The sequence below is a fragment of the Microbacterium sp. FW305-3-2-15-F-LB2 genome (assembly GCF_058787255.1).
In genome coordinates this window covers 186,585-206,976 of sequence record NZ_JBYSZO010000001.1, presented here as the reverse complement: position 1 = coordinate 206,976, position 20,392 = coordinate 186,585, and the positions used below count along the sequence as shown (strand labels likewise).

Genomic DNA, 20,392 nt, shown 5'->3' with positions numbered 1-20,392 from the left:
AATGGATGCCATGACCTCAGCCGACCTCGCCCCCACCGCCTCGACCCCCGACGACCCCGGCCGCGCCGAAGACGCGACGGCAGCGACGCACGATCCCGCCGCCGTGCTCGACAACGCCGCGTGGCATTCGCTCGCCGGGCCGCACGCCCGCTTCGCGATCGGTGGCGACCTCGTGCGCCGCTACCCCGAGGACGTGGCCCCGTTCGTCGCCGTGCGCACATGGGACGACCCCGGGGTGTGGGATGCCATGCGCGAGCTCGTCGGCGCCGGTGCCGAGGTCGGCCTCTCGGGGTACGAGGGCGATCTTCCCGCGGGGTGGGAGTTTCTCGGCGGCGGCGAGGGCGTCCAGCTCGTCGAAACACCCGCTTTGCGGACACGCCCCGACGACGAGGCGATCGAGCTCGACGCCGACGACGCGGCCGAGATGATGGCGATCGTCGAGCGGAACCAGCCCGGCCCCTTCCGGCCCCGCACTCACGAGCTCGGCCGGTACATCGGCATCCGTCGCGAAGGTCGCCTGGTGGCGATGGCGGGCGAGCGCCTGCACCCGACCGGCTGGACCGAGATCAGCGCCGTCGCCGTCGACGCGGACCACCGCCGGCAGGGCCTGGCCTCGCGTCTCGTGCTCGATGTCGCCTTCCATATCCAGCAGCGCGGCGACCGCGCCATGATGCACGCGGCCGCGAGCAATGTCGGCGCGATCGCCGCCTACGAACGCCTCGGGTTCACTCTCCGCCGGATCAACCGCTTCGCCGCGGCGCGCACGCCCGCCTGACGCGCCGGCACGATGTGACGCCCCGCGCGTCGCGCCCCGGGCGTCGCGCCCCGGGCGTCGAGCCCCGCGCGTCGAGCCCTGCGCCGCGCCTTCGGTCGCGGCAAAACGCACCACCCACGCTTCGGTCGCGCCACTTGGCGCGACGCCACACCAACGCCCCCACCCGGCGCCTTCGGTCGCGGCAAAACGCACCACCCACGCTTCGGTCGCGCCACTTGGCACGACGTCGCACACCGACGCCCTCACCCCGCGCCTTCGGTCGCGGCAAAACGCACCACCCACACCTCAGTCGCGCCACTTGGCACGACGCAACACACCAACGCCCCCCCACCCCGCGCCTTCCGTCGCGGCAAAACGCACCACCCACCCTTCGGTCGCGCGACTTGGCGCGACCAAAACGCCCCCCGCGCCTCACCGCAGCCGCCGCGCCACCTCGGCCTGGGCCTCGGCGAAGGCCTCCTCGCCGCCGTCGCGACCGCCCGAGAGATTGACGCCGACGACGCCCGGGAGCGCCAGCATCTCCTCGGCGAGCGCGACCGCCAGCGCGATGCCCTCCGCCCGCGGGTCCCGCGCCGACCGCACGCGCTCGAGGAACCCATCTGGGAGCACGAGCGTCGTGAACGACTCGAGCACGTCGGCCGAGGCATGGTCGACCACCACCGGCACGCACGGAATGAACTGCACCGGGGCGGCCACGGAGTCGATGAACCTCCGCACCGGTTCCGCTCCCCCGGCGTGGTTCACGAAGCAGACGTCGGCGCCGGCGCGCAGCTTCTCGCGCAGGCGCGCCGCGCGACGCTCCACGGGCGGAGCGGACGGCGACGCCGCGACCGACACGACGTGCCCCGCCGCGCGGGCGAGGGCCGTCGCCTCGGTCGAGTCGAGGTCGAACACGGGTGCGGCGTCGGGCCGATGCCCCGTGCGGGTGTGGTCGCCGGTGACGCAGTGCACACCGGCCACCCCCTCGACCGCCAGGGCCGCCAGCTCTCCCTCGATCGCCACGCGGTTGCGGTCCCGCATGTTCAGCCCCGTCCACACCCGCAGCCCCGCGCGCTGCAGCAGGTACGCGCGGTAGGCCGGGGGGAACTGGACCCGCGCCGAACCCGCGTCGCCGGCGAGGACGGCATCCACCTCTCCCCCCAGGATCGCGGCGCAGGCGTCGATGGATGCCACGCTCAGCGCCCGCGCGGGCAGGTCGGCCACGACCCACGGGCGAGTGCCGAGCGAGGCCAGGGTCTGTTCGGCGGCGACGGTGCGCGGGCCGGGCGTCGGCGCCGAGACCCGGTCGACGCCGGTCCACGGAACGGTCGCGCGAGGGAGGAACGCGCACGCGTGCTCGGCGGCGATCTCGCACGAGCCGTCGAAGCCGACCCCGCCGCAGGGACCGTACTCCATGCGCTTCGGACACGCGTCGATCAGGGGGAGAACCTGCACGGGACGCCTCCTTTCCGAGGCTCCGCGGCCTCACGCCCGGAGTGTACGGATCGCGTGTTTCCGCGAATGTTCATGGCGGCAACATCACCGAAACGCGCGGTCCCTACGCTCGGCGGTGACACGTACAACCCGGAGGTGGCGATGATCACGGCAGGCACCACGTTCGGTTCCGACCTCGACGAGACCGACGCCCTCGTCGACGACCCGCTCGCGCTCATGGCGCAGTGGCTGCCCGAGCACGAGAGCGAGCTGCGGCCGCTCGCCGCTCTCTCGACGATCGGCCGGGACGGCCTGCCGTCGCTCCGCCACGTCCTGGTGAGCGACCGGGATGCCACGGGCCTGTACTTCCACACCGACGCCGCCAGCGCCAAGGTCGCGGAGATCGCGGCGAACCCCGTCGCGGCGATGGCGGTCGCGTGGCCCGAGGTCGGCCGTCAACTCGTGGTGCGCGGAATCGTCGAGCGCGTGAGCGCGCCCGAGGCGGCCGCGGTGTACGCCCAGCGGTCCCGGTACCTGCAGCTGCTGGCCTGGATGAACACGCTCGACAACGCCCAGCTCCCCGCCGACGAGCGTCGACGGGTGTGGGCCGACTTCGATGCGGCGCACCCCGTCCTGGATCCGCCGCAGCGCTGGGTCGGCTTCCGCCTGCGCCCCCTCACCCTGACGTTCTGGCGCGGCGATCCCGCCGGGCAGAGCACGCGCCAGCACTACCGCCTCACCGACGGAACGTGGTCGGGCGAGATCCTGGCGGGCTGACGCGTGGACATCACCACCGTCACGTCGTACCGCGCCGCGCGCACCCGCGAGGATCTGACGCTCGCGCCCGGCGAGGTCGTGATGGCCGGCGGCACGTGGCTCATGAGCGAGCCGCAGCCGCGCACCACCGGCTTCGTCGACCTCACGACCCTCGGGTGGGCCGACGTCGAGATCACCGAGACGGGTCTGCGCATCGGCGCGACCTGCACGATCGCCCGGCTTCTCGCGTGGGTCGAGCGCGAAGCGCCCGCCGAGTGGACGTCGCTCGCGCTCGCGCGGCCCTCCGCCGAGGCGCTCCTGGCGTCGTTCAAGATCTGGAACACCGCCACCGTCGGCGGGAACGTCTGCCAAGCGTTCGCGGCCGGGGCGATGATCGCTTTCCTCTCGACCCTGGATGCCACGGCCGAGGTGTGGACGCCCGACGGCGGCGAGCGCCGGATCGCGGTGGCCGACCTCGTCATCGACAACGCTGCGACGTCGCTCGCGCCGGGTGAGGTGCTGCGGGCGCTCGAGATCCCGCGCGCGGTGCTCAGCTCGCACGTGGGGCTGCAGAAGATCGCCCTGGCCGAGCTCGGGCGCTCCGGCGCCGTCGTCACCGCACGCCTCGACCCGGACGGATCGTCCGTGTTCGTCGTCACGGCGGCGGTGCGCCGACCCCGTGTGCTGCGGTTCGCCCGCGTGCCGGGGGCAGGAGAGTTGCGGGATGCCGTGGCATCCGCGACCGATTTCTACACCGATCCGCTCGGGAGCGCCGATTGGCGGCGCGGGGTGAGCGTCGTGCTCGCCGAGCGGCTGCGCGCGGGATTCGCCCGCGCTTCGCACGAGGACGCCGCGTGAGGGCGCAGGCCGGTGGACGCCGGCGGGAGGACACCGAGTGAAGTTCCAGGTCAACGGGTCCGCCGTCGAGGCCGACCCGCGGCCCGGTCAGTGCGCGCGCACGCTGCTGCGCGAGACCGGCCACGTCGAAGTGAAGAAGGGATGCGACGCGGGGGACTGCGGCGCGTGCTCGGTCCTGCTCGACGGCGAGCCGACGCACTCGTGCATCGTTCCGGCGATGCGTCTCGAGGGACGCTCGATCACGACGGCCGCCGGACTCGCTCCGGGCGATGAGCTGCACCCGGTGCAGGAGGCTCTGGCATCCGGATTCGGGTTCCAGTGCGGGTTCTGCACCCCGGGCATGAGCGTCACGGCCTCGACCCTGTGCGAGAGCGACCTCGACGACCTCGACCGCCGCATGAAGGGCAACCTGTGCCGCTGCACGGGATACCGTCCGATCCGCGAAGCGATCCGTGAATCCGTGCTGGGCCCGGTTCGCGAGACCGGCCCGGCGGACGGGCGCGTGGGCGCCTCGGTGGTCCCGGAGTCGGCCCGCCGGATCGTGCAGGGTAAAGAGCCGTTCACCTTCGACGAGCCCGTGCCGGGTGGTCCGCCGCTCGTGCTCCGCATCGTCACCTCGCCTCACGCGCACGCCCGCGTCACCTCGATCGACACCACGGCCGCGCTCGCCCTTCCCGGCGTCATCGCCGTGTTCACCCACGCCGACGTCCCCGACATCCGATACTCGACCGGCCGTCACGAGCACCGCACCGACGACCCCGACGACACGCGCATGCTCGACGACGTCGTCCGCCACGTCGGCCAACGGGTCGCCGCGGTCGTCGCCGAGACGGCGGAGGCGGCGGATGCCGGCTGCCGCGCGGTCCGCGTCGAGTACGACGTGCTCCCCGCCGTCTTCGACCCCGAGGAGGCGCGTCGGCCGGGAGCACCGCTGCTGCACCCCGACCGCACGCCGGAGGAACGGGTCACCGCGGCCGACCGCAACGTCGTCGCCGAGTTCCACACCGGTCACGGCGGCGACATCGACGCCGCCCTCGCCGCGAGCCACGTCACCGTGACGGGCGAGTGGCGCTCCGCGCGCGTCACCCACGCCGCCCTGGAGACGCACGGCTCGGTCGGGTGGCTCGACGACGCGGGACGCCTCGTGATCCGCTCGTCGACCCAGGTGCCGTTCCTCGCCCGCAACGAGCTCGCGCACATCTTCGACCTCGAGCGCGACCGTATCCGCGTCTTCGCGAACCGCGTCGGCGGCGGATTCGGCGGCAAGCAGGAGCTGTTCACCGAGGACCTCACGGCCCTCGCGGTGCTGAAGCTCGGCCGCCCCGTCGCGTACGAGTTCTCGCGCACCGACCAGTTCGTGCGGGCGTCGCTGCGGCATCCGATGCGCGTGCGTACGACGCTGGGGGCGGATGCCGACGGGCGCCTCACGGCGATGAAGCTCGACGTGCTCAGCGACACCGGCGCCTACGGCAACCACGCGATCGGGGTGCTGTTCCACTCGTGCGCGGAGTCGACGACGCTCTATCGCGTGCCGACGAAGTGGATCGACGCCGCGGCGGTCTACACGAACAATCCGCCGTCGGGCGCGTTCCGCGGCTACGGGCTGGGGCAGGTCGTGTTCGCCGTGGAGTCAGCGATGGACGCCCTCGCCGAGGAGCTGGACATCGACCCCTTCGACCTGCGCCGGATCAACGCGGTACGCGAAGGCGATCCGCTCCACCCCGACGAGGACAAGTACGAGGAAGACCTGATCTGGGGCAGCTACGGCCTCGATCAGTGCCTCGACCTCGCGCAGGACGCGCTGCGGCGCGGCAACGGCGTCGAGGCGCCCGCGGGCTGGGCGGTCGGCGAGGGCATGGCCGCCGCGATGATCGCGACGATGGCTCCGCGCGGGCACATCGCGCACACCACCGCCACCCTGCGCCCGGACGGCACCTACCTGCTCCGCGTCGGCACGGCCGAGTTCGGAAACGGCACCTCGACCGTGCATCGGCAGATCGCGGCGACGGTGCTGGACGCGTCGCACGACCGCCTCGAACTGTGGGCCGCCGACACCGACGCCGTCCGCCACGACACCGGCGCTTTCGCCTCGGCGGGCACGACGGTCGCGGGCAAGGCCCTGCACGCCGCGTGCACGGCGCTGCGGCGGCGGATCCTGGACGTCGCCGCGGAGCTCGCCGGAGGGGACGCCGCCTCCGCCGAGATCGTGGCATCCGGTGTTCTGGCCGGTGACGAGCTGGTTCCGTGGGATCGGATCGTGGATGCCGCCCCCGCCACGATGCGCGACGAGCACGGGCTCACCGCCGACGGCGCGGAGTTCGGCGACCTCCGCTCGCTCGCGTTCAACGTGCACGCCGTGCGGGTGGCCGTCGACCCGGCGACGGGCACGGTGAAGGTGCTGCAGTCGATCCAGACCGCCGACGCCGGGGTCGTGATCAACCCGGCGCAGTGCCGCGGGCAGATCGAGGGCGGCGCCGCGCAGGCTCTCGGCGGCGCGCTGTACGAGGAGGTCATGCTCGAGGACGGCGTCGTGCAGAACGCGGTGTTCCGCACCTACCGGGTGCCGCAGTTCGCCGACGTCCCCGACACCGAGGTGTACTTCGCCGAGACGGACGATGCGCTCGGCCCGTTCGGTGCGAAGTCGATGAGCGAATCGCCGTACAACCCGGTGGGCGCGGCGATCGGCAACGCCGTCTCCCGCGCACTCGGCCGCCGCGGGTACGAGCTGCCGTTCTCGCGCGACCGCGTGTGGAGGCTCGCCGGCGGGGAGTGACGCGCCAGGTCGCGAGCCTGCGCGTTCCGTCAGCGGGGGCGTTCTACTCGCGCGAGATCGCGGTGGTCGACGTGATGCTCGCGCCGAAGCCAATCGCCGAAACCGGGGAGCGAGGCGTAGCCCGCCGGATCACGGCACACGACGGCGTCGTGCGCGGCGTACGCGGTGAACACGTCGAGTTTGCGGTCGACGTCCGCGGCGTCGAGGTTCGCCGGCCACGACTGAAGCGGATACCCCACCGCGTAGCGGACGACCTCGCCGTCCACGAGGCCCGCGTCGACGGCCGCGGCGACGAGTCGGCCCGCACCGCCGTGGTCCGGATGGTCGCCCTCGCTGCCCACCGCCGAGTCCGGCATGGTCGTCAGCACCGCCGACGCACCGCTTTCGGCGACGAAGGCGCCGATCGTGCTGACGAGTTGACCGAGGGTGAGCTCTCGTCTCGTGTCGAGCGTGGTCAGCGATGAGACGCGCCCGTCGACGAGCTTGGGGATGGTGCCGTATCCGGTCGCGTACCACCCGCCGCCCGTCAAGCCGCCGTCGGGAAGGCGCAGGAACGCCAGGGCGATCCGGGGGTCGTCGTCGGGCGAGGTCGTGGTGACGGCGACGCCGTTGGACAACACCGTCTGGTGGTCGGTCCAGGGCGTCGACGATCCGCGCATCACATCGTAGGCCGCGCGGAGGCCCCGTTCGCGGCCGGTGACGTAGGTCGACAGGCCGGTGCCCGCATCGGAGGCGGTGAGGAACAGGTTGCGCACATGGTGCCCACGGCGAATGGCCCGATCGAGCGTCGGGACGGCGAACAGGAGGTCGTCGTCGTAGTGCGACCAGATCCCTGCCGTCACCGGCGCCGCGGCGGTCACCGGCGGGTGAAGAAGTCGTAGCGGTGCGCGTAGTGCGTCTCGGTCACCAGGTGGTCCCCGCCCGCGGCGGGGAGCACGGCCCGGTCGAAACGCCCGGCAGCGAGCGCGTCGAGATCAGGGATACGCCGCCCCTCCATATCGTTCCAGCCCACGACGAGCCATCCGCCCGGACGCAGCACGTCGGCGCACGCCGCGAGTCCGCGCTCGACTTGGTCGGCGGTGTCGAGTCCCCACCCGAAGACACCGTTGCAGACGATCAGGTCGAAGGTGTCGACCGGGTAGGCGGTCGCGAGTTCGGTCATCGACAGGGTGCGGTGGTGCGGTCCCGCGATCCGCTGCATCTTGGGGTCGACGTCGATGGTGTGGTATTCGATCCCGCGATACAGCCGCGGATACGTGCGGGTGTACCAGGCGACTCCGACGTCGAGGACGCGCCGGACGTCGGCGCGCCCGACGAACTCCGGCACGATCACGTCTTCGAGCAGCACGCGGTCGGGCGTCGCCAGACGCCACCGGCCGTTCTTCCACCGCAGCCGACTGCGCAGGCGAACACTGCGGGGGACGAGTCGTCTCCAGAGGGGGGACATTCGTTCTCCAGCGGTCGACGCGGTCGAGGGACGGACGTCCGCCCATGATTGCACGCGCGCGTCCGCACCGTCGGGATCTGCGGCGATCTCCCGGGTAGCGGGCCGCGTTTGCCGCCGCCGGTCACATCGGCGTCGCGCCACCCCGGACATGGATGCCACCGACCGGAGGCACGTCGACCTCGAGGATGCTCGGCCGGCCGATGTGGCGTCCCTGGTGGACGGTGACATGGAACGGCGCGTCCAGCCCCGCCCGCTCCCGCAGGTACACGCCCAGGGCCGCGGCCGCCGACCCCGTGGCCGGATCCTCGGTGATGTCGCCGACGGGGAAGAGGTTGCGCGCCTCGATGACCGCGCCGTCAGCGATCTCGCCGCCGGCGTGGACGACCGTGACCGTGCCCGTCCACCCGCGCTCGCGCATGAGGGCCTGCACCGCGAGCGGGTCGAACCCGAAGCCGTCGAAGACGTCGAGCGACCGCACCGCGACGATGGGATGCCAGTTTCCGGCGAAGGCCTCGGCGAGCGGCATCCGCGGGTCGAGGTCGTCTGCGTCGAGTCCGAGCAGCGCCAGCAGCGGCGCGGCGTCGTCAAGATCGCGGACCGTCGGCTCGACGCTCGTGAAGCCCGCGGCGATGCGGCCGCCATCGTCGCGCGTGGAGACCTCGACATCGCCCGCCGCGGTCTCGAACACGAACTCCCCCGGCCCCTCGGCCTCGGCAAGGGCGACCGCGGTCGCGATCGTCGCGTGGCCGCAGAACGGCACCTCGGCCTCGGGTGAGTAGTACCGCACCCGCAGCCGTCGCCCCTCCCTCGCAACGACGAACGCCGTCTCCGGATACCCCAGATCGGCCGCGATCCGCCGCATGTCGGACTCGTCGAGGGCCGTGGCATCCAGGACGACTCCCGCGGGATTCCCGCCGCCCGGTTCGGCGGCGAAGGCGAGCAGGTGCAGGATGCCGGGAGCCTCGGTCATGCGACGATTCTTCCGCGCGAACCCGGGGCATTCGCGGGCCACACGGGAATCCGTGGACCGCGTGCGATCCCAGAGGTGACGCCTCCGCCTGACGTTTGTCGCCCGGTGGGTGTACGGACGCGCGCGACACCACCGCACCGGTGGACCGTCTCGGTCACGGATGTCGCCGATCATCGCGAAGCACGCACCTCTGCTCTGCCTTCGGCCCCTGGTCCGACAGCACACGACGAGCCGCGCACGCCGGTCCGGTCGCCGCTACACGCGGGATCGCGGACGGGGTGAGCTTCCCGTCGGCCCCCTTCACCCCCGCGTTCACACGTGGCTGCGGATGTCATCTGCTCGACATGTCCGGCCTCACCTTGACCGGCCGGCGCCGACGGCCCTGGCTCCACCTGGCGCGCCCTTCAAAGCTGGCCCCAACAAAACGGAAAGGTGCCTCATGCTCTCTGCCCGCGACCGCCCCGCTGATGCGGGCCGCTCACTCTCACGCCGCACCATCCTCACCGGCTCCGCGTGGACGATTCCCGCCATCGCCGCCGCCAGCACGGTCCCCGCCGCCGCAGCGGCCTCCGGCGAGCTGATGTTGAGCTTCGATCGAGCGACCTACTCGGTCACGGCGTGTCAGGCCCTCACCGGCGCCTCGATCTCGGTGATCGTGGGAGGCCTGCCCGCGGCCGGGGTCACGGTCACGCTCTCGCTCGGCGGCGGCCTCACCTTCGCCAACGGCTCGACGACGGCGACGCTGCTCAGCGACAGCAACGGACGCGTGAACATCTCGGCGATCACCGTACCCGCGCGGGGCGGGACGGCAGTCCTCACCGTCACTTCGGGTTCGGCGGTGGCGAACGCTACCGTGACCGCTCCCCCCTCCGCTGTGGCATACTCGCGCGACAGTCGCGGCGAGAACCCCCGTTATCCCGGCGTGCCCGGCAGCGCGATCCCGGTCGGCGGCTGGGGGTACTTCCTCGACGGCACGAACCTCTACTACGGCAACGACATCATCGCCACCGGCGTCACCCGGGTCGTCGGCGGAAGCGGCAACGCGGTCGACTACGTCACGTACATCAGTGACGGCGCCGCGCATTCCCACGACAGTCGCGGCACCACCCTGAACTTCACGAGTGTGCCCGGCACCGCGGTCCCCGTCGGCGGCTGGGGGTACTTCCTCGACGGCACGAACCTCTACTGGGGCGACACCATCGTCGCCACGGGAGTCACCCGAGCCATCGGGGGCAGCGAGAACTCGACCGACTACGTCACCTACATGAGCAACGGGGTCGCGTACTCCCGCGATAGTCGCGGCGCCAACCCCGGCTATCCGAGCGTGCCCCACACCGCGGTACCCGTCGGCGGATGGGGGCTCTTCCTCGACGGGACGAATCTCTACTACGGCAACGACATCGTCGCCACGGGCGTCACCTCGGCATCCGGGGGCAGCGGAAACTCGGTTACCTACGCGACCTACATGCAGAACGGCCAGGCACGGAACTTCGACACGAACGGGAACACCCGGCTGTACTCCGCCGTCCCGAGCACCGCCGTCCCCGCCGGCGGCTGGGGATACTTCCTCGACGGCACCACCCTCTACTACGGCGATTCGGTCATCGCGACGGGGGTTCTCCGGGCGGTCGGCGGAACCGGCAACGGCACCGACTACATGACCTACATGCGGGGCACGTGCTGACACCCGCTCGCTCGGGGCCCGGACGTCAGGCCCAGCCGCTGCTCCGCTACCGCGGCTCGGCGCCCAGCGCCAGCACCGCCTCGGCGAGTGCCCGGATCCCGGCCGCGACGTCTTCCGTGGAGACGGCCTCGTCGGGGTGGTGACTGATGCCGTCGGGGTTGCGGAGGAACAGCATCCCCACCCCGGTGATCGCACCGATCGCCATCGCGTCGTGGCCGGCACGGCTGAATAGCGTCGGAGCCTCGGCACCGATCCCCGCCCGCACCACGTCCTGCAGCAGCGGCTCGCAGAACACCGCCGGAGCGGAGTGCACCTCGCGCGCCCGCCAACGCAGCCCGCGGCGGCCCATGATGGCATCCAGTTCTGCCGAGATCTCGGTCCACGCGTGGTCACGGGTCTCGTCGAACTCGCCGCGCAGGTCGAGGGAGAACACCGCTTCGCCGGGCACGACGTTCACCGCACCGGGGAACGCTTCGAGCTGTCCGACCGTGCCGACGATGTGGTGCTCGGCGCGGCAGATGCGCTCGACCGCGAGTGCGGCCTCGCTCGCCCCGAGGAGCGCGTCGCGACGCATGTCGTACGGCGTGCCGCCGGCGTGCCGCGCCTCACCCTCGACGACGAGCTGGAACCGACGCGCCGACGCGATCGACGACACCGCCGCGAGCGACAACCCGGCGCGATCGAGCTCGGGGCCCTGCTCGATGTGCGCCTCGAGATACCCGACGAGCTCCTCCGGCTTCCGCGCGGCCTCGCCGACACGGCCCGGGTCGAGGCCGAACTCGCGGAACGCCTGCCGCAGCGTCGAGCCGTCGGCATCCGACAGATCCCACCAGGCCGGGTCCCACTGCCCGGCCACCGCCGACGAACCGAGCAGCGCTTTGCCGAACCGTGTCCCCTCTTCGTCCGAGAACGCGATGACCTCCAACGCGAACGGGAAGGGGCTGGATGCCACACCCTCGTCGTCGACGCGACGGACCAGCCGCACCACCTCGAGGGCCATCAGCACACCCACGATGCCGTCGAAGCGCCCGGCATCCGGGACCGTGTCCAGGTGGGAGCCCATCAGGAGCGCGGGCGCGTCGCGATCGCCGGCGGGGGCGAGGCGGCCGACCTGGTTGCCGGCCGCGTCCTGGCGCGTGGACATGCCGAGCTCACGCATCCACTCGGCGGCGAGCCGGTTGACCCGTGCGTGCTCGGGCGACAGGTACACGCGCTCGATGCCACCGGTCATCGCGGTGACCCGCGCGAGCTCTTCGCACCGGCCCATCACGCGCCGGGCGGCCGCCGCGATCCGCTCGGGAGCGACCTGCAGGCGCGCCGTCATCCGGCGGCCCCGTACACGTCCTGCGCGGCCTCGACGCCCCCGCCCGCCGCGACCGCGGCACCATGCCGGCGCAGCACCGTCTCGAGAGCGGCGAGGGTGGTGAGCACGGCATCCTTCCGCGCGTTGTAGCCCATCGTGCCGATGCGCCAGACGCGTCCGTGGAGCGGGCCGAATGACGTGCCGATCTCGATGCCGAAGTCGTTCAGCAGCTCGGCGCGCACCGCGTCGCCGACGACCACCTCGGGGATCTCGACCGCGACGACGTTCGTCATCTTGTGCGCCACGTCGCCGAAGACGGCGAGCCCGAGACCCTCGACGCCGGCGAGCATCGCGTCGCCGTGCAGCCGGTGCCGCGCGATCACCTCGTCGCGACCCTCGAGGAGCAGCACGCGCGCGCACTCCCGCGCGCCGTAGAGCATCGTGGTCGCCTCGGTGTGGTGGTTCAGCCGACGCGGTCCCCAGTAGTCGAGGATCATCGCGAGGTCGAAGTAGTTCGAGCGGATGAAGTCGGATGCCTCGGCATCGCCCTCCTCCCGGATTCCCGCCTCCACCCGCGCGCGCGAACGCACCACCTCGACGGCGCGGTCCGACAGGCTGATCGGCGCCGAGCCCGAGGGTCCGCCGAGGCACTTCTGCAGGCCCGCGGTCGCGGCATCCAGGCCCCAGGCATCCATCTCGAAGGGGTTGCCGCCGAGCGAGGCCGTCGCGTCGGTGTAGAACAGGGCGCCATGCGCGCGGCAGATCTCACCGATCTCGTCGAGCGGCTGGAGCATCGTGGTCGACGTGTCGCCCTGCACGCACGCGACGAGGTGCGGCTTGACCCGCTCGATCGCCTCGCGGATCGTCGACACGGGGAAGACCTCTCCCCACGGGACCTCGATCGTGTGCACCTCGGCGAGCGCGCGCTCCGCGATCTCTTTCAGCAGGTGGCCGAACCGGCCGAAGACCGGCACGAGCACCCGGTCGCCCGGGCGGATGAGCGACACCATCGCCGCCTCGATGCCGGCGCGACTCGTGCCGTCGATCAGGACCGTCGCGTCGTTCTCGGTGCCCCAGACCCGCCGGTAGAGCTCTTGCGTCTCGGTCATGGTCGCGGTCATGAACGGGTCGTACTGTCCGACGAGCGGGGCGCCCATCGCCCGCAGCACGCTCGGATACGCCGAAATGGGGCCGGGGCCCATCAGCAGGCGCGCGGGCGGGTCGATCGGGCCGGGGAGCTGGGTCATCGGGACTCCGTGGTGCGGGGATGGGTGGGACGGGGGACAGCGGCGGTTCGGCACTGCCGAACTCCTGAGATTTCGGTCGCAGCGGCCGCTGGCGCGGGGGCAGCAGCGAGATGACGACGGTTCCTCAGGAGTTCGGGCCGGGGCGACGGCCCGGCGCTGGGCGCGGATGCGGAGGCGCGACGGGTCATCGGCCGGCTCCCGAACCGACCAGCGACGCGAGCCGGCGGGCGAGGCGGACCAGCGCGATGTCGGTGCCGGCGCGCGACACCAGGCAGACGCCGACCGGGGCACCGGCGACCGTCAGCAGCGGCACCGACACGGCGGGGAGGCCCGCCGCCGCGGCTGGTGCGGTCATCCGCAGGGTGGCGGCGCGGACGGCATCCACGTCGGCGGTCCGCAGCGGCGCGGGGCCGGGCACGGTCGGGAAGATCAGCACGGCTCCGTCGACGAGCTCGGCGAGGTGCGCGGCGATGGGCTCCAGCTCGCGACGCGCGGCGGCCTCGTCGGCCGCGGTGATCTCGGACGCGACGCGGAAGCGCTCGGCGACCGCCGGGCCGACGGCCCCGGGGTGCGCACTCAGCCACTCGCCGTCGTTGCGCCACGCCTCGGCGCCCTGCACGGTGCGGAACGCCGTGAACGTGGCATCCAGGTCTCCCGAGTGCACCGCGCGGAAGGGCGGCGGATCGTCGGATGCCGAGAGCCCGGCGAGTATCCGCGAGAAGGCCGCACGGGTGTCGGGCTCGACGCAGTCGAGAATCTCCTCGGGCACGAGGAACCGCCAGGGCAGGTCGTCACCGGAAGCGCCGTAGACGTTCTCGGTCGATGCCGAGCCGTCGTAGCTGAGGCACCAGTCGGCGACGCGCTCGAGGGTCTCGCCGTCGCGGGTGAGCCAGCCGACGGTGTCGAAGGATTGCGCGAGCGGGAGCATGCCCTGCCGGGGCACGAGGTCGTGCGTCGTTCGCAGTCCCCACAGGCCCTGATATGACGCGGGCACGCGGATGGAACCGGCGGTGTCGGTGGCCAGGCCGATGTCGGCGTGGCCGAGGGCGACGGCGGATGCCGGCCCGCTCGACGATCCGCCGGGCAGGGCGCCGACCACGGCCCCGTTCGGCGGGGTGCCGTAGTGCACGTTGTCGCCCGCGATCGAGTAGGCGAACTCGTCGGTGCGGGCGATGCCGCGCAGCGACGCCCCCGCGCGCAGCAGGTCGGCGACGGCCGGAGCGGTGGCCTTCTCGGGGCGGGCTTCCTCGAGGAACGTCGGATTGCCCGCGCCGATGCGGAACCCGGCGACGGCGAAGAGGTCCTTCACGGCGACGGTGAGTCCCGCGAGCGGGCCCTCCCACGCCCCCTGCAGGAACGGGTCGCCGACACTGCGCCAGATCGTGCGGTCGAGGGCGGGAGTCCGGGGCGTGACGTGGGCCGCGGTGATGAGCCACCGCCCGTCGATGCGCTGCCAGATCTGGGTCTGCAACCCTCGCCCGCCGCCACGGAAGGCCGACACCGAGACGAGGAGGGCGACGTCGCCGTCGGTGCTCTCCGGGGGGTTCGCGGCGGCGTCGCTCTCCGGGGCAGTGGCGTCGGCGGGGGATGCCGGGGTCCGGCCGCCGCGAGAGAGGGGGCGGTAGTGCAGTTCGGCGATCTCGCGCGGAGGGACGCCGCCCCGCAGCGCGCGGAACCCACTGATCGCGTCGTGACCGACGAGGAGCCCCGCGGTGTCACCCCGCAGCGTGTCGTCGCCCGGCGCGAAGAACGCGTCGAGCGCGTCCAGGTCGTTCGAGACGATCGCCCGCTCGTACGCGTCGAACGCTTCGCTCAGGTCGGCCGGAATCGTGGCATCCGTCACTGTCGGCCCCTCTCCGGCGCGTCATCGAAGGTTGCGTGTCCAAGACGCGCGGATGCGTGCGCGAGCCATCCGAGTGTCGTGGACACCGAACCACGAACCGGGCGCTGCGGGACGATTCCCGGAGCGGCACCGGCGGCGTCCGCGGCCTCGGCGCGGGCGAGGGCGGCGGCGAGAGCGGGGGTCACGGGGCGTCTCCTTCGGGGCCGGCGGAAGGATCGGGGGTGAATGGGACGTCGTCCGGTGGGTCGGCCGCGTCGGCGGCGGAAGCGACCGGGGCGTCGTCCGCTGGGTCGGCGGCGGAACCCGCGGCTGCCGGGGCGTCGTCCGCCGGGTCGGCGGCGGAACCCGATGGACCCGCACCGGATGCCGACGGTGCGGGCTCCCCCACGGCCGACGCACCGAATGCCAGCGGCACCGGCTCCACGGCGGGCACGGACGCGAAGTCCGCCTCGCGGATGCGGGCGTGGACGCCGGTCACGATGTCGACGACCTGCGAGATGTCGAAGTCGGTCGCGGCGCTGAGGTAGGCGTAGGCGAGGTGCTCGTCCATGCCCCACCGTCCGCCGAGGAGCGACAGCGCGGAGCGGACGCACGCGCGCATCGCGGCGTTCAGGTCGGGATCCATGCCGGTCGGCACCAGGTACTCGGGGGTCCGGACGAGCGGGCCGGTGACCTCGCCGAACGCCGCGAGGGCGGCATCCGCGGGGATCACCTCGAAGCGCAGGGTCGCCCGCAGCGAGGCCTCGAGCGCCGTGAGCGCCACCTCGCCGTCGCCCTGCGCGAAGTGCGGGTCGCCGACGTACGCGAGAGCCCCCTCGACCTGGACGGGAAGGAACAGCGTCGTCCCCTCGACCAGCAGGTTGATGTCGATGTTGCCGCCGTGTGTCCCGGGCGGCACGGAGTGCGGGCGTTCACTCCCCGCGACGGCGACGCCCATGGTGCCGAGGAACGGCGCGAGCGGGAACGTGACGACCGGCTCCCCGCCGTCGGCGACGGGCAGGGTTCCGTACAGCGCGCCGTCACGCTCGGCCACCGCGGCGAACACGCTGACGTTGTGCTCTCCGCGGGGCAGTTCGCCCACGAGCGCGCCCTTGCCGTGGCGGTTCGAGATCACGCCGTACGGCACCCGCGGTGCGAGGGCTTCGACCGTGATCTTGAGCAGATCGCCGGGGTGCGCTCCCCGCACGTGCACGGGCCCGACGACCACGTGCGGACCGTCGGCCATCACATCGCGCGGGACGGATGCCGCGATCGCGATCGCATCGTCGAGCACGTGTTCCGCGGGCACACCGTGCGAGGCGAAGTACGCGCGCGGATTCTTGCCCTGGTCGTCGAGGATGCCCTCGTGGCTCACGGTGTCGAATGTCACGCTCTCCCCCGAGCCGATCTCGAGCACCGCCGCGTCGGTCGCGCACGGGAGGCGCCCCCACAGCACGGTCCCGGTCGTCGCCCGGACGTAGTGGTCGCCGGGGATGGCGCCGACGCCGGGCTGCAGGATCGGGACGGCGCTCACGCTTCGACCGCCGCGTGCACGAGCTCGCGCCCCGCGCGAAGCGTCACGGGCTCGCCGCGGCGGAACACCGACTCCCCGCGCAGCCACGTCTCGCGCACGACGCCGGCGAGCGTCTGCCCGTGCCACGGCGACACCGGATTGCGGTATTCGAGGGCGGTGGCATCCACGACGAACTGCTCGTCGGGGGCGAAGGCCACGAGGTGAGCGGGGGCACCGGGAGCGATGACGCCGAGTCCCGCGAGCCCGGCGATGCGCGCGGGTCCGGTGGTGAGGAGAGGCAGCAGGCTTTCGAGGGGGATGCCACGCCCCCGCGCCGCGGTATGCACCGACGACAGGCCGGTCTGCAGTCCCGCGATCCCTCCCCAGGCCAGCCCGAAATCGGGGTTGGACTTGAGCTCGACGGTCGCGGGCGAGTGGTCGCTGACGATCGCGTCGATGGTGCCGTCGACCACCCCCGCCCACAGCAGGTCGCGGTTCGCGGCGCCGCGGATCGGCGGGCAGCACTTGAACGCCGCGGCCCCGTCGGGCACCTCGGCGGCGTCGAGCGTGAGGTAGTGCGGACACGTCTCGACGGTCAGGCGCACGCCCTCGGCCTTCGCGGCACGGACGTCGTCGAGCGCCTCGCCGTCGGACACGTGCACGATGTGCGCCCGCGCCCCCGTGCGGCGAGCCGCGTCGATCACGCGGAGGATCGCCGCGCGCTCGCTCTCGGGCGGACGGCTCGCCTCGAAATCGGCGTAGTGCGGCCCGAGGGCACCGTCGGCGTGCAGGTGCGCGGGGTCTTCGGCGTGCACGATCAGCAAGCCGTCGAAGTCGGCGAGCTCGGCGAGGCACGCCTCGAGCTGCTCGGCGTCGAGATGGCCGAACTCGTCGATGCCGCTCGGCGAGAGGAAGCACTTCACCCCGACGACGCCGGCATCCGACAGCGCACGCAGCGACCCGAGGTTCTCGGGGACGGCTCCTCCCCAGTAGGCCACGTCGACGGCGAGCTTCCCCGCGGCGGCGGCGCGCTTGGCATCCAGGGCTTCGGGGGTCGTCGTGACCGGCGAGCTGTTGAGGGGCATGTCGACGACGGTCGTCACTCCGCCGGCGGCCGCGGCGGCCGTGCCGGTCGCGAAGCCTTCCCACTCGGTGCGTCCCGGCTCGTCGAGGTGGACGTGCGAGTCGACGAGGCCGGGGAGCAGCACGGCATCGTCGGGCAGGACCGTGTCGGCGACCGGGTCGAAGACGGTGACGGCGGAGATCCGGCCCTCGTCGATCACGACCGTGGCGGGGATGAAGCGCCCGTCGACGTACGTGCGACGGGCGGCGATCCTGGTGCTCATGCCGATCACGCTAAAGGCCCCGCGTTTCGCCGATGTAACCGTCATCAACATTCATGCGAACACTCGGGCTGTGGAGGAGGAGTCCGCCCGCCGCAGCCGGACCCGGTGCAGCGCGGGTCAAACTCCGGAGTTTCGGCGCCTACCGGCCGTAGGGACGCCGGTTCGCTGGAATCCAGCCCGAATTCTCAGGAGTTTGGCCCGGGGCGGGTCCCCCGGCGCGCGGGCGTGGGATGGCGGGCGCCACCCCGCAATGTTCCCCACAGCAACATTGCGGACACATCCCGCCACAGCCCCGTAACGCGCGCCGCATAGCGTTGCGGGCATGCACCTCACCGCCTTCAACGCGGCCTCGCCCGCCGATGCGGCGGAGGTCGTCCGCGTCTGGGCCGACATCCCGGGGTGGGTCGACGCCGTCGTCGCCGGCCGCCCCTACGCGGACGTCGACGCCCTCGCCGCCTACGCCGGAGACCTCGCCGCGGCCTGGTCGCCACAAGACCTCGCCGCCGCCCTGCACGCCCACCCGCGCATCGGCGCGAAGGTGTCGGGCGAGAACGCCGAGGCTGCGGCATCCCGTCGCGAACAGGCCGCGATGACCACCGCGGCGGACGACGACGTCGCCGCGATCGCCGCGGGCAACGCCGCGTACGAAGCGCGGTTCGGACGGGTGTTCCTCATCCGCGCCGCGGGGCGAACCCCGGGTGAAATCCGCGCCGAACTCGAGCGACGTCTCGACAACGAGCCCGACGCCGAAACCCTCGAGGCGACGCGGCAGCTCGCCGAGATCGCCCTGCTGCGCCTGCGGACCACCCTCGCCGACGACGTCCCCGACGAACCGGAGCCCGCCGAGTGACCTACCTCACCACCCACGTGCTGGATGCCGCGACCGGCACACCCGCGGCCGGCGTCTCCGTGACGCTCTCGCACCTCGACGGAGCCATGATCGATTCCGCCGTCACCGACGCCGACGGGCGCCTCGCGCTCGGCCCGGATCGCCTCGCCGACGGCGACTACGCGCTGACGTTCGGTACGGGCGCCTACTTCCGCTCACGCGGGGTCGCGTCGTTCCACCCCGTCGCGACGGTCGCGTTCACCGTGAGCGGCGAGGGACACCTGCACGTGCCGCTGCTGCTGAGCCCCTTCGCATACTCGACCTACCGCGGCAGCTGAGGAGAAGCCATGAAGGTCATCGTCATCGGAGCCGGCGTCGGCGGCACCTCCGCCGCCCTGGCGCTCCAGAAGCTCGGCCACGAGGTCGTCGTCTACGACCGCATGCGCGAGAACCGCCCGGTGGGCGCCGCGCTGTCGCTGTGGTCGAACGGCGTGAAGGTGCTCAACTGGCTCGGCCTCGGCGCCGAGGTCGCCGCGCTCGGCGGACAAATGGATGACATGGCCTACTACGACGGCCACACCGGCGACGAGATGTGCCGGTTCAGCCTGGCATCCGTCACCTCCCAGACCGGGCAGCGACCTTACCCCGTCGCCCGCGCCGACCTGCAGGCGCTGATGATGGATGCCGTCGGCCTCGAGCACATCCACCTCGGGATGCAACTCGTCGAGGTGGCCGACGACGGCACCACCGTCACCGCGACGTTCGCCGACGGGTCGACCGACACCGCCGACCTGCTCATCGGAGCCGACGGGGCGCGCTCGCTCGTGCGGGACTACGTCACCGAGCCCACCGGCATCCGCCCCGAGAGGCGCTACTCCGGATACGTCAACTACAACGGCCTTGTCGCCGCCGACCCGCGGATCGGCCCGCCGCACCAGTGGACGACCTACGTCGGCGACGGCAAGCGCTGCGCCGTGATGCCCGTCGCGGGCGACCGGTTCTACTTCTTCGTCGATGTGCCCGGGCCCTCCGGCGTGCTCGAGGATCGCATGGCGGCACTCGAGGCCGCGTTCGGCTCGTGGGGCGCGCCGGGTGTCCGGGCGCTCCTGGATGCCATCGACCCCGACGCCTCACTCAACCGCGTCGAGATCTGGGACATCGACCCGTTCGACACGTGGGTGCGGGGGCGCGTGGCGATCCTCGGGGATGCCGCGCACAACACCGCCCCCGACATCGGTCAGGGCGCGTGCTCGGCGCTGGAGGACAGCTTCGCGCTCGGCATCGTGTTCGCCACGACGACGCTCGGGGTCGAGGACTCGCTGAAGCGGTACGAGCGCATCCGCACCGAGCGGGCCGGCGACCTCGTGCTCCGCGCCCGCAAGCGCGCGCACGAGACGCACGCCTTCGACGTCGAAGCGACGCAGGCCTGGTACGACGGCCTGCGGCGCGAGGACGGCACGGGCGTCATCCGCGGCATCGTCGGCAACATCGAGGGCAGCCCCGTGGAGCTCGGCGCTTCCGTGCTGCGCTGACGCGCCGGTTCCCCGTTCGCCGCTGTCACGATGGCCGGTCCGCGGCCGCGCGCCGTGGCCGACCGCCGCGGTTTGCCGGGCCGAACTCCTGAGAAACCCGCCACCCACGGCCAGAACGCCGGTC

General features: G+C 72.6%; 18 protein-coding genes. 8 read left to right on the top strand and 10 right to left on the bottom strand.

Going from position 1 to position 20,392, the window contains the following annotated elements; translation table 11 throughout:
- The first annotated feature begins 10 nt into the window (after positions 1-10).
- Positions 11-775, top strand: coding sequence for a GNAT family N-acetyltransferase (locus AC3WLZ_RS01020; RefSeq protein WP_492468700.1), 765 nt, complete (start codon positions 11-13; stop codon positions 773-775).
- A gap of 411 nt (positions 776-1,186) precedes the next feature.
- Here AC3WLZ_RS01020 and AC3WLZ_RS01015 read toward each other — a convergent pair whose 3' ends face one another.
- Positions 1,187-2,209: a methylenetetrahydrofolate reductase gene (locus AC3WLZ_RS01015; protein WP_492468699.1), complete on the bottom strand. Its 1,023-nt coding sequence runs from the start codon at positions 2,207-2,209 to the stop codon at positions 1,187-1,189.
- Between the two features lie 141 nt (positions 2,210-2,350).
- On the opposite strand from AC3WLZ_RS01015, the gene AC3WLZ_RS01010 reads away from it, so the two are divergent.
- From AC3WLZ_RS01010 to AC3WLZ_RS01000, 3 genes are read left to right on the top strand one after another with little or no spacing between them, the layout of a single operon-like run.
- Positions 2,351-2,965, top strand: coding sequence for a pyridoxine/pyridoxamine 5'-phosphate oxidase (locus AC3WLZ_RS01010; RefSeq protein WP_492470931.1), 615 nt, complete (start codon positions 2,351-2,353; stop codon positions 2,963-2,965).
- Positions 2,966-2,968: 3 nt separating this feature from the next.
- On the top strand, positions 2,969-3,802 hold the full coding sequence (locus tag AC3WLZ_RS01005; protein WP_492468698.1) for an FAD binding domain-containing protein: 834 nt from the start codon (positions 2,969-2,971) through the stop codon (positions 3,800-3,802).
- Positions 3,803-3,839: 37 nt separating this feature from the next.
- Positions 3,840-6,575: a molybdopterin-dependent oxidoreductase gene (locus AC3WLZ_RS01000; protein WP_492468697.1), complete on the top strand. Its 2,736-nt coding sequence runs from the start codon at positions 3,840-3,842 to the stop codon at positions 6,573-6,575.
- Between the two features lie 29 nt (positions 6,576-6,604).
- Here the strand turns inward: AC3WLZ_RS01000 and AC3WLZ_RS00995 are convergent, their stop codons facing one another.
- From AC3WLZ_RS00995 to AC3WLZ_RS00985, 3 genes are all read right to left on the bottom strand, one after another.
- Positions 6,605-7,417, bottom strand: a complete 813-nt coding sequence (locus AC3WLZ_RS00995; RefSeq protein WP_492468696.1) for a PIG-L family deacetylase — start codon at positions 7,415-7,417, stop codon at positions 6,605-6,607.
- Between the two features lie 14 nt (positions 7,418-7,431).
- On the bottom strand, positions 7,432-8,022 hold the full coding sequence (locus AC3WLZ_RS00990) for a class I SAM-dependent methyltransferase (protein WP_492468695.1): 591 nt from the start codon (positions 8,020-8,022) through the stop codon (positions 7,432-7,434).
- Between the two features lie 121 nt (positions 8,023-8,143).
- Complete coding sequence (locus AC3WLZ_RS00985) at positions 8,144-8,992, bottom strand: PhzF family phenazine biosynthesis protein (protein ID WP_492468694.1); 849 nt, start codon at positions 8,990-8,992, stop codon at positions 8,144-8,146.
- 439 nt (positions 8,993-9,431) lie between these two features.
- Here AC3WLZ_RS00985 and AC3WLZ_RS00980 point away from each other — a divergent pair, with 439 nt between their 5' ends.
- Positions 9,432-10,676 carry a hypothetical protein gene (locus AC3WLZ_RS00980; protein ID WP_492468693.1) on the top strand — a complete coding sequence of 415 codons (1,245 nt, stop codon included), beginning with the start codon at positions 9,432-9,434 and terminating at the stop codon, positions 10,674-10,676.
- A gap of 46 nt (positions 10,677-10,722) precedes the next feature.
- Here the strand turns inward: AC3WLZ_RS00980 and AC3WLZ_RS00975 are convergent, their stop codons facing one another.
- From AC3WLZ_RS00975 to allB, 6 genes are all read right to left on the bottom strand, one after another.
- Positions 10,723-12,000, bottom strand: coding sequence for an allantoate amidohydrolase (locus AC3WLZ_RS00975; protein WP_492468692.1), 1,278 nt, complete (start codon positions 11,998-12,000; stop codon positions 10,723-10,725).
- The gene (locus AC3WLZ_RS00970; protein ID WP_492468691.1) at positions 11,997-13,226 is read right to left on the bottom strand and encodes a pyridoxal-phosphate-dependent aminotransferase family protein; all 1,230 of its coding nucleotides are present in this window, start codon (positions 13,224-13,226) and stop codon (positions 11,997-11,999) included. Before AC3WLZ_RS00970 ends, AC3WLZ_RS00975 begins: the two co-directional genes overlap by 4 nt.
- Positions 13,227-13,410: 184 nt before the next feature.
- The gene (locus AC3WLZ_RS00965) at positions 13,411-15,069 is read right to left on the bottom strand and encodes an AtzH-like domain-containing protein (protein ID WP_492468689.1); all 1,659 of its coding nucleotides are present in this window, start codon (positions 15,067-15,069) and stop codon (positions 13,411-13,413) included.
- The gene (locus AC3WLZ_RS00960; RefSeq protein ID WP_492468688.1) at positions 15,066-15,254 is read right to left on the bottom strand and encodes a hypothetical protein; all 189 of its coding nucleotides are present in this window, start codon (positions 15,252-15,254) and stop codon (positions 15,066-15,068) included. The genes AC3WLZ_RS00965 and AC3WLZ_RS00960 overlap by 4 nt, the downstream gene beginning before the upstream one ends.
- The gene (locus tag AC3WLZ_RS00955) at positions 15,251-16,582 is read right to left on the bottom strand and encodes an acetamidase/formamidase family protein (protein WP_492468687.1); all 1,332 of its coding nucleotides are present in this window, start codon (positions 16,580-16,582) and stop codon (positions 15,251-15,253) included. Before AC3WLZ_RS00955 ends, AC3WLZ_RS00960 begins: the two co-directional genes overlap by 4 nt.
- On the bottom strand, positions 16,579-17,907 hold the full coding sequence (allB, locus tag AC3WLZ_RS00950; RefSeq protein ID WP_492468686.1) for an allantoinase AllB: 1,329 nt from the start codon (positions 17,905-17,907) through the stop codon (positions 16,579-16,581). The genes AC3WLZ_RS00955 and allB overlap by 4 nt, the downstream gene beginning before the upstream one ends.
- Positions 17,908-18,229: 322 nt before the next feature.
- On the opposite strand from allB, the gene uraD reads away from it, so the two are divergent.
- Genes uraD through hpxO form a run of 3 tightly spaced genes read left to right on the top strand, consistent with a single transcriptional unit; the run spans position 18,230 to position 20,268 of the window.
- Complete coding sequence (gene uraD / locus AC3WLZ_RS00945) at positions 18,230-18,757, top strand: 2-oxo-4-hydroxy-4-carboxy-5-ureidoimidazoline decarboxylase (RefSeq protein ID WP_412923230.1); 528 nt, start codon at positions 18,230-18,232, stop codon at positions 18,755-18,757.
- The gene (gene uraH, locus AC3WLZ_RS00940) at positions 18,754-19,074 is read left to right on the top strand and encodes a hydroxyisourate hydrolase (RefSeq protein WP_492468685.1); all 321 of its coding nucleotides are present in this window, start codon (positions 18,754-18,756) and stop codon (positions 19,072-19,074) included. The genes uraD and uraH overlap by 4 nt, the downstream gene beginning before the upstream one ends.
- 9 nt (positions 19,075-19,083) lie before the next feature.
- A complete protein-coding gene (gene hpxO / locus AC3WLZ_RS00935) occupies positions 19,084-20,268 on the top strand; it encodes an FAD-dependent urate hydroxylase HpxO (protein WP_492468684.1) in 1,185 nt (394 codons plus the stop codon).
- Positions 20,269-20,392: the final 124 nt, after the last annotated feature.

Excerpts from the sequence above, each read along its gene's own strand:
- AC3WLZ_RS00980 (WP_492468693.1), top strand. The coding sequence starts at position 9,432 with ATGCTCTCTGCCCGCGACCGCCCCGCTGATGCGGGCCGCTCACTCTCA.
- AC3WLZ_RS01020 (WP_492468700.1), top strand. The coding sequence starts at position 11 with ATGACCTCAGCCGACCTCGCCCCCACCGCCTCGACCCCCGACGACCCC.
- uraD (WP_412923230.1), top strand. The coding sequence starts at position 18,230 with ATGCACCTCACCGCCTTCAACGCGGCCTCGCCCGCCGATGCGGCGGAG.
- AC3WLZ_RS00970 (WP_492468691.1), bottom strand. The coding sequence starts at position 13,226 with ATGACCCAGCTCCCCGGCCCGATCGACCCGCCCGCGCGCCTGCTGATG.
- hpxO (WP_492468684.1), top strand. The coding sequence starts at position 19,084 with ATGAAGGTCATCGTCATCGGAGCCGGCGTCGGCGGCACCTCCGCCGCC.
- AC3WLZ_RS01010 (WP_492470931.1), top strand. The coding sequence starts at position 2,351 with ATGATCACGGCAGGCACCACGTTCGGTTCCGACCTCGACGAGACCGAC.
- allB (WP_492468686.1), bottom strand. The coding sequence starts at position 17,907 with ATGAGCACCAGGATCGCCGCCCGTCGCACGTACGTCGACGGGCGCTTC.
- AC3WLZ_RS00990 (WP_492468695.1), bottom strand. The coding sequence starts at position 8,022 with ATGTCCCCCCTCTGGAGACGACTCGTCCCCCGCAGTGTTCGCCTGCGC.
- AC3WLZ_RS00975 (WP_492468692.1), bottom strand. The coding sequence starts at position 12,000 with ATGACGGCGCGCCTGCAGGTCGCTCCCGAGCGGATCGCGGCGGCCGCC.
- AC3WLZ_RS00985 (WP_492468694.1), bottom strand. The coding sequence starts at position 8,992 with ATGACCGAGGCTCCCGGCATCCTGCACCTGCTCGCCTTCGCCGCCGAA.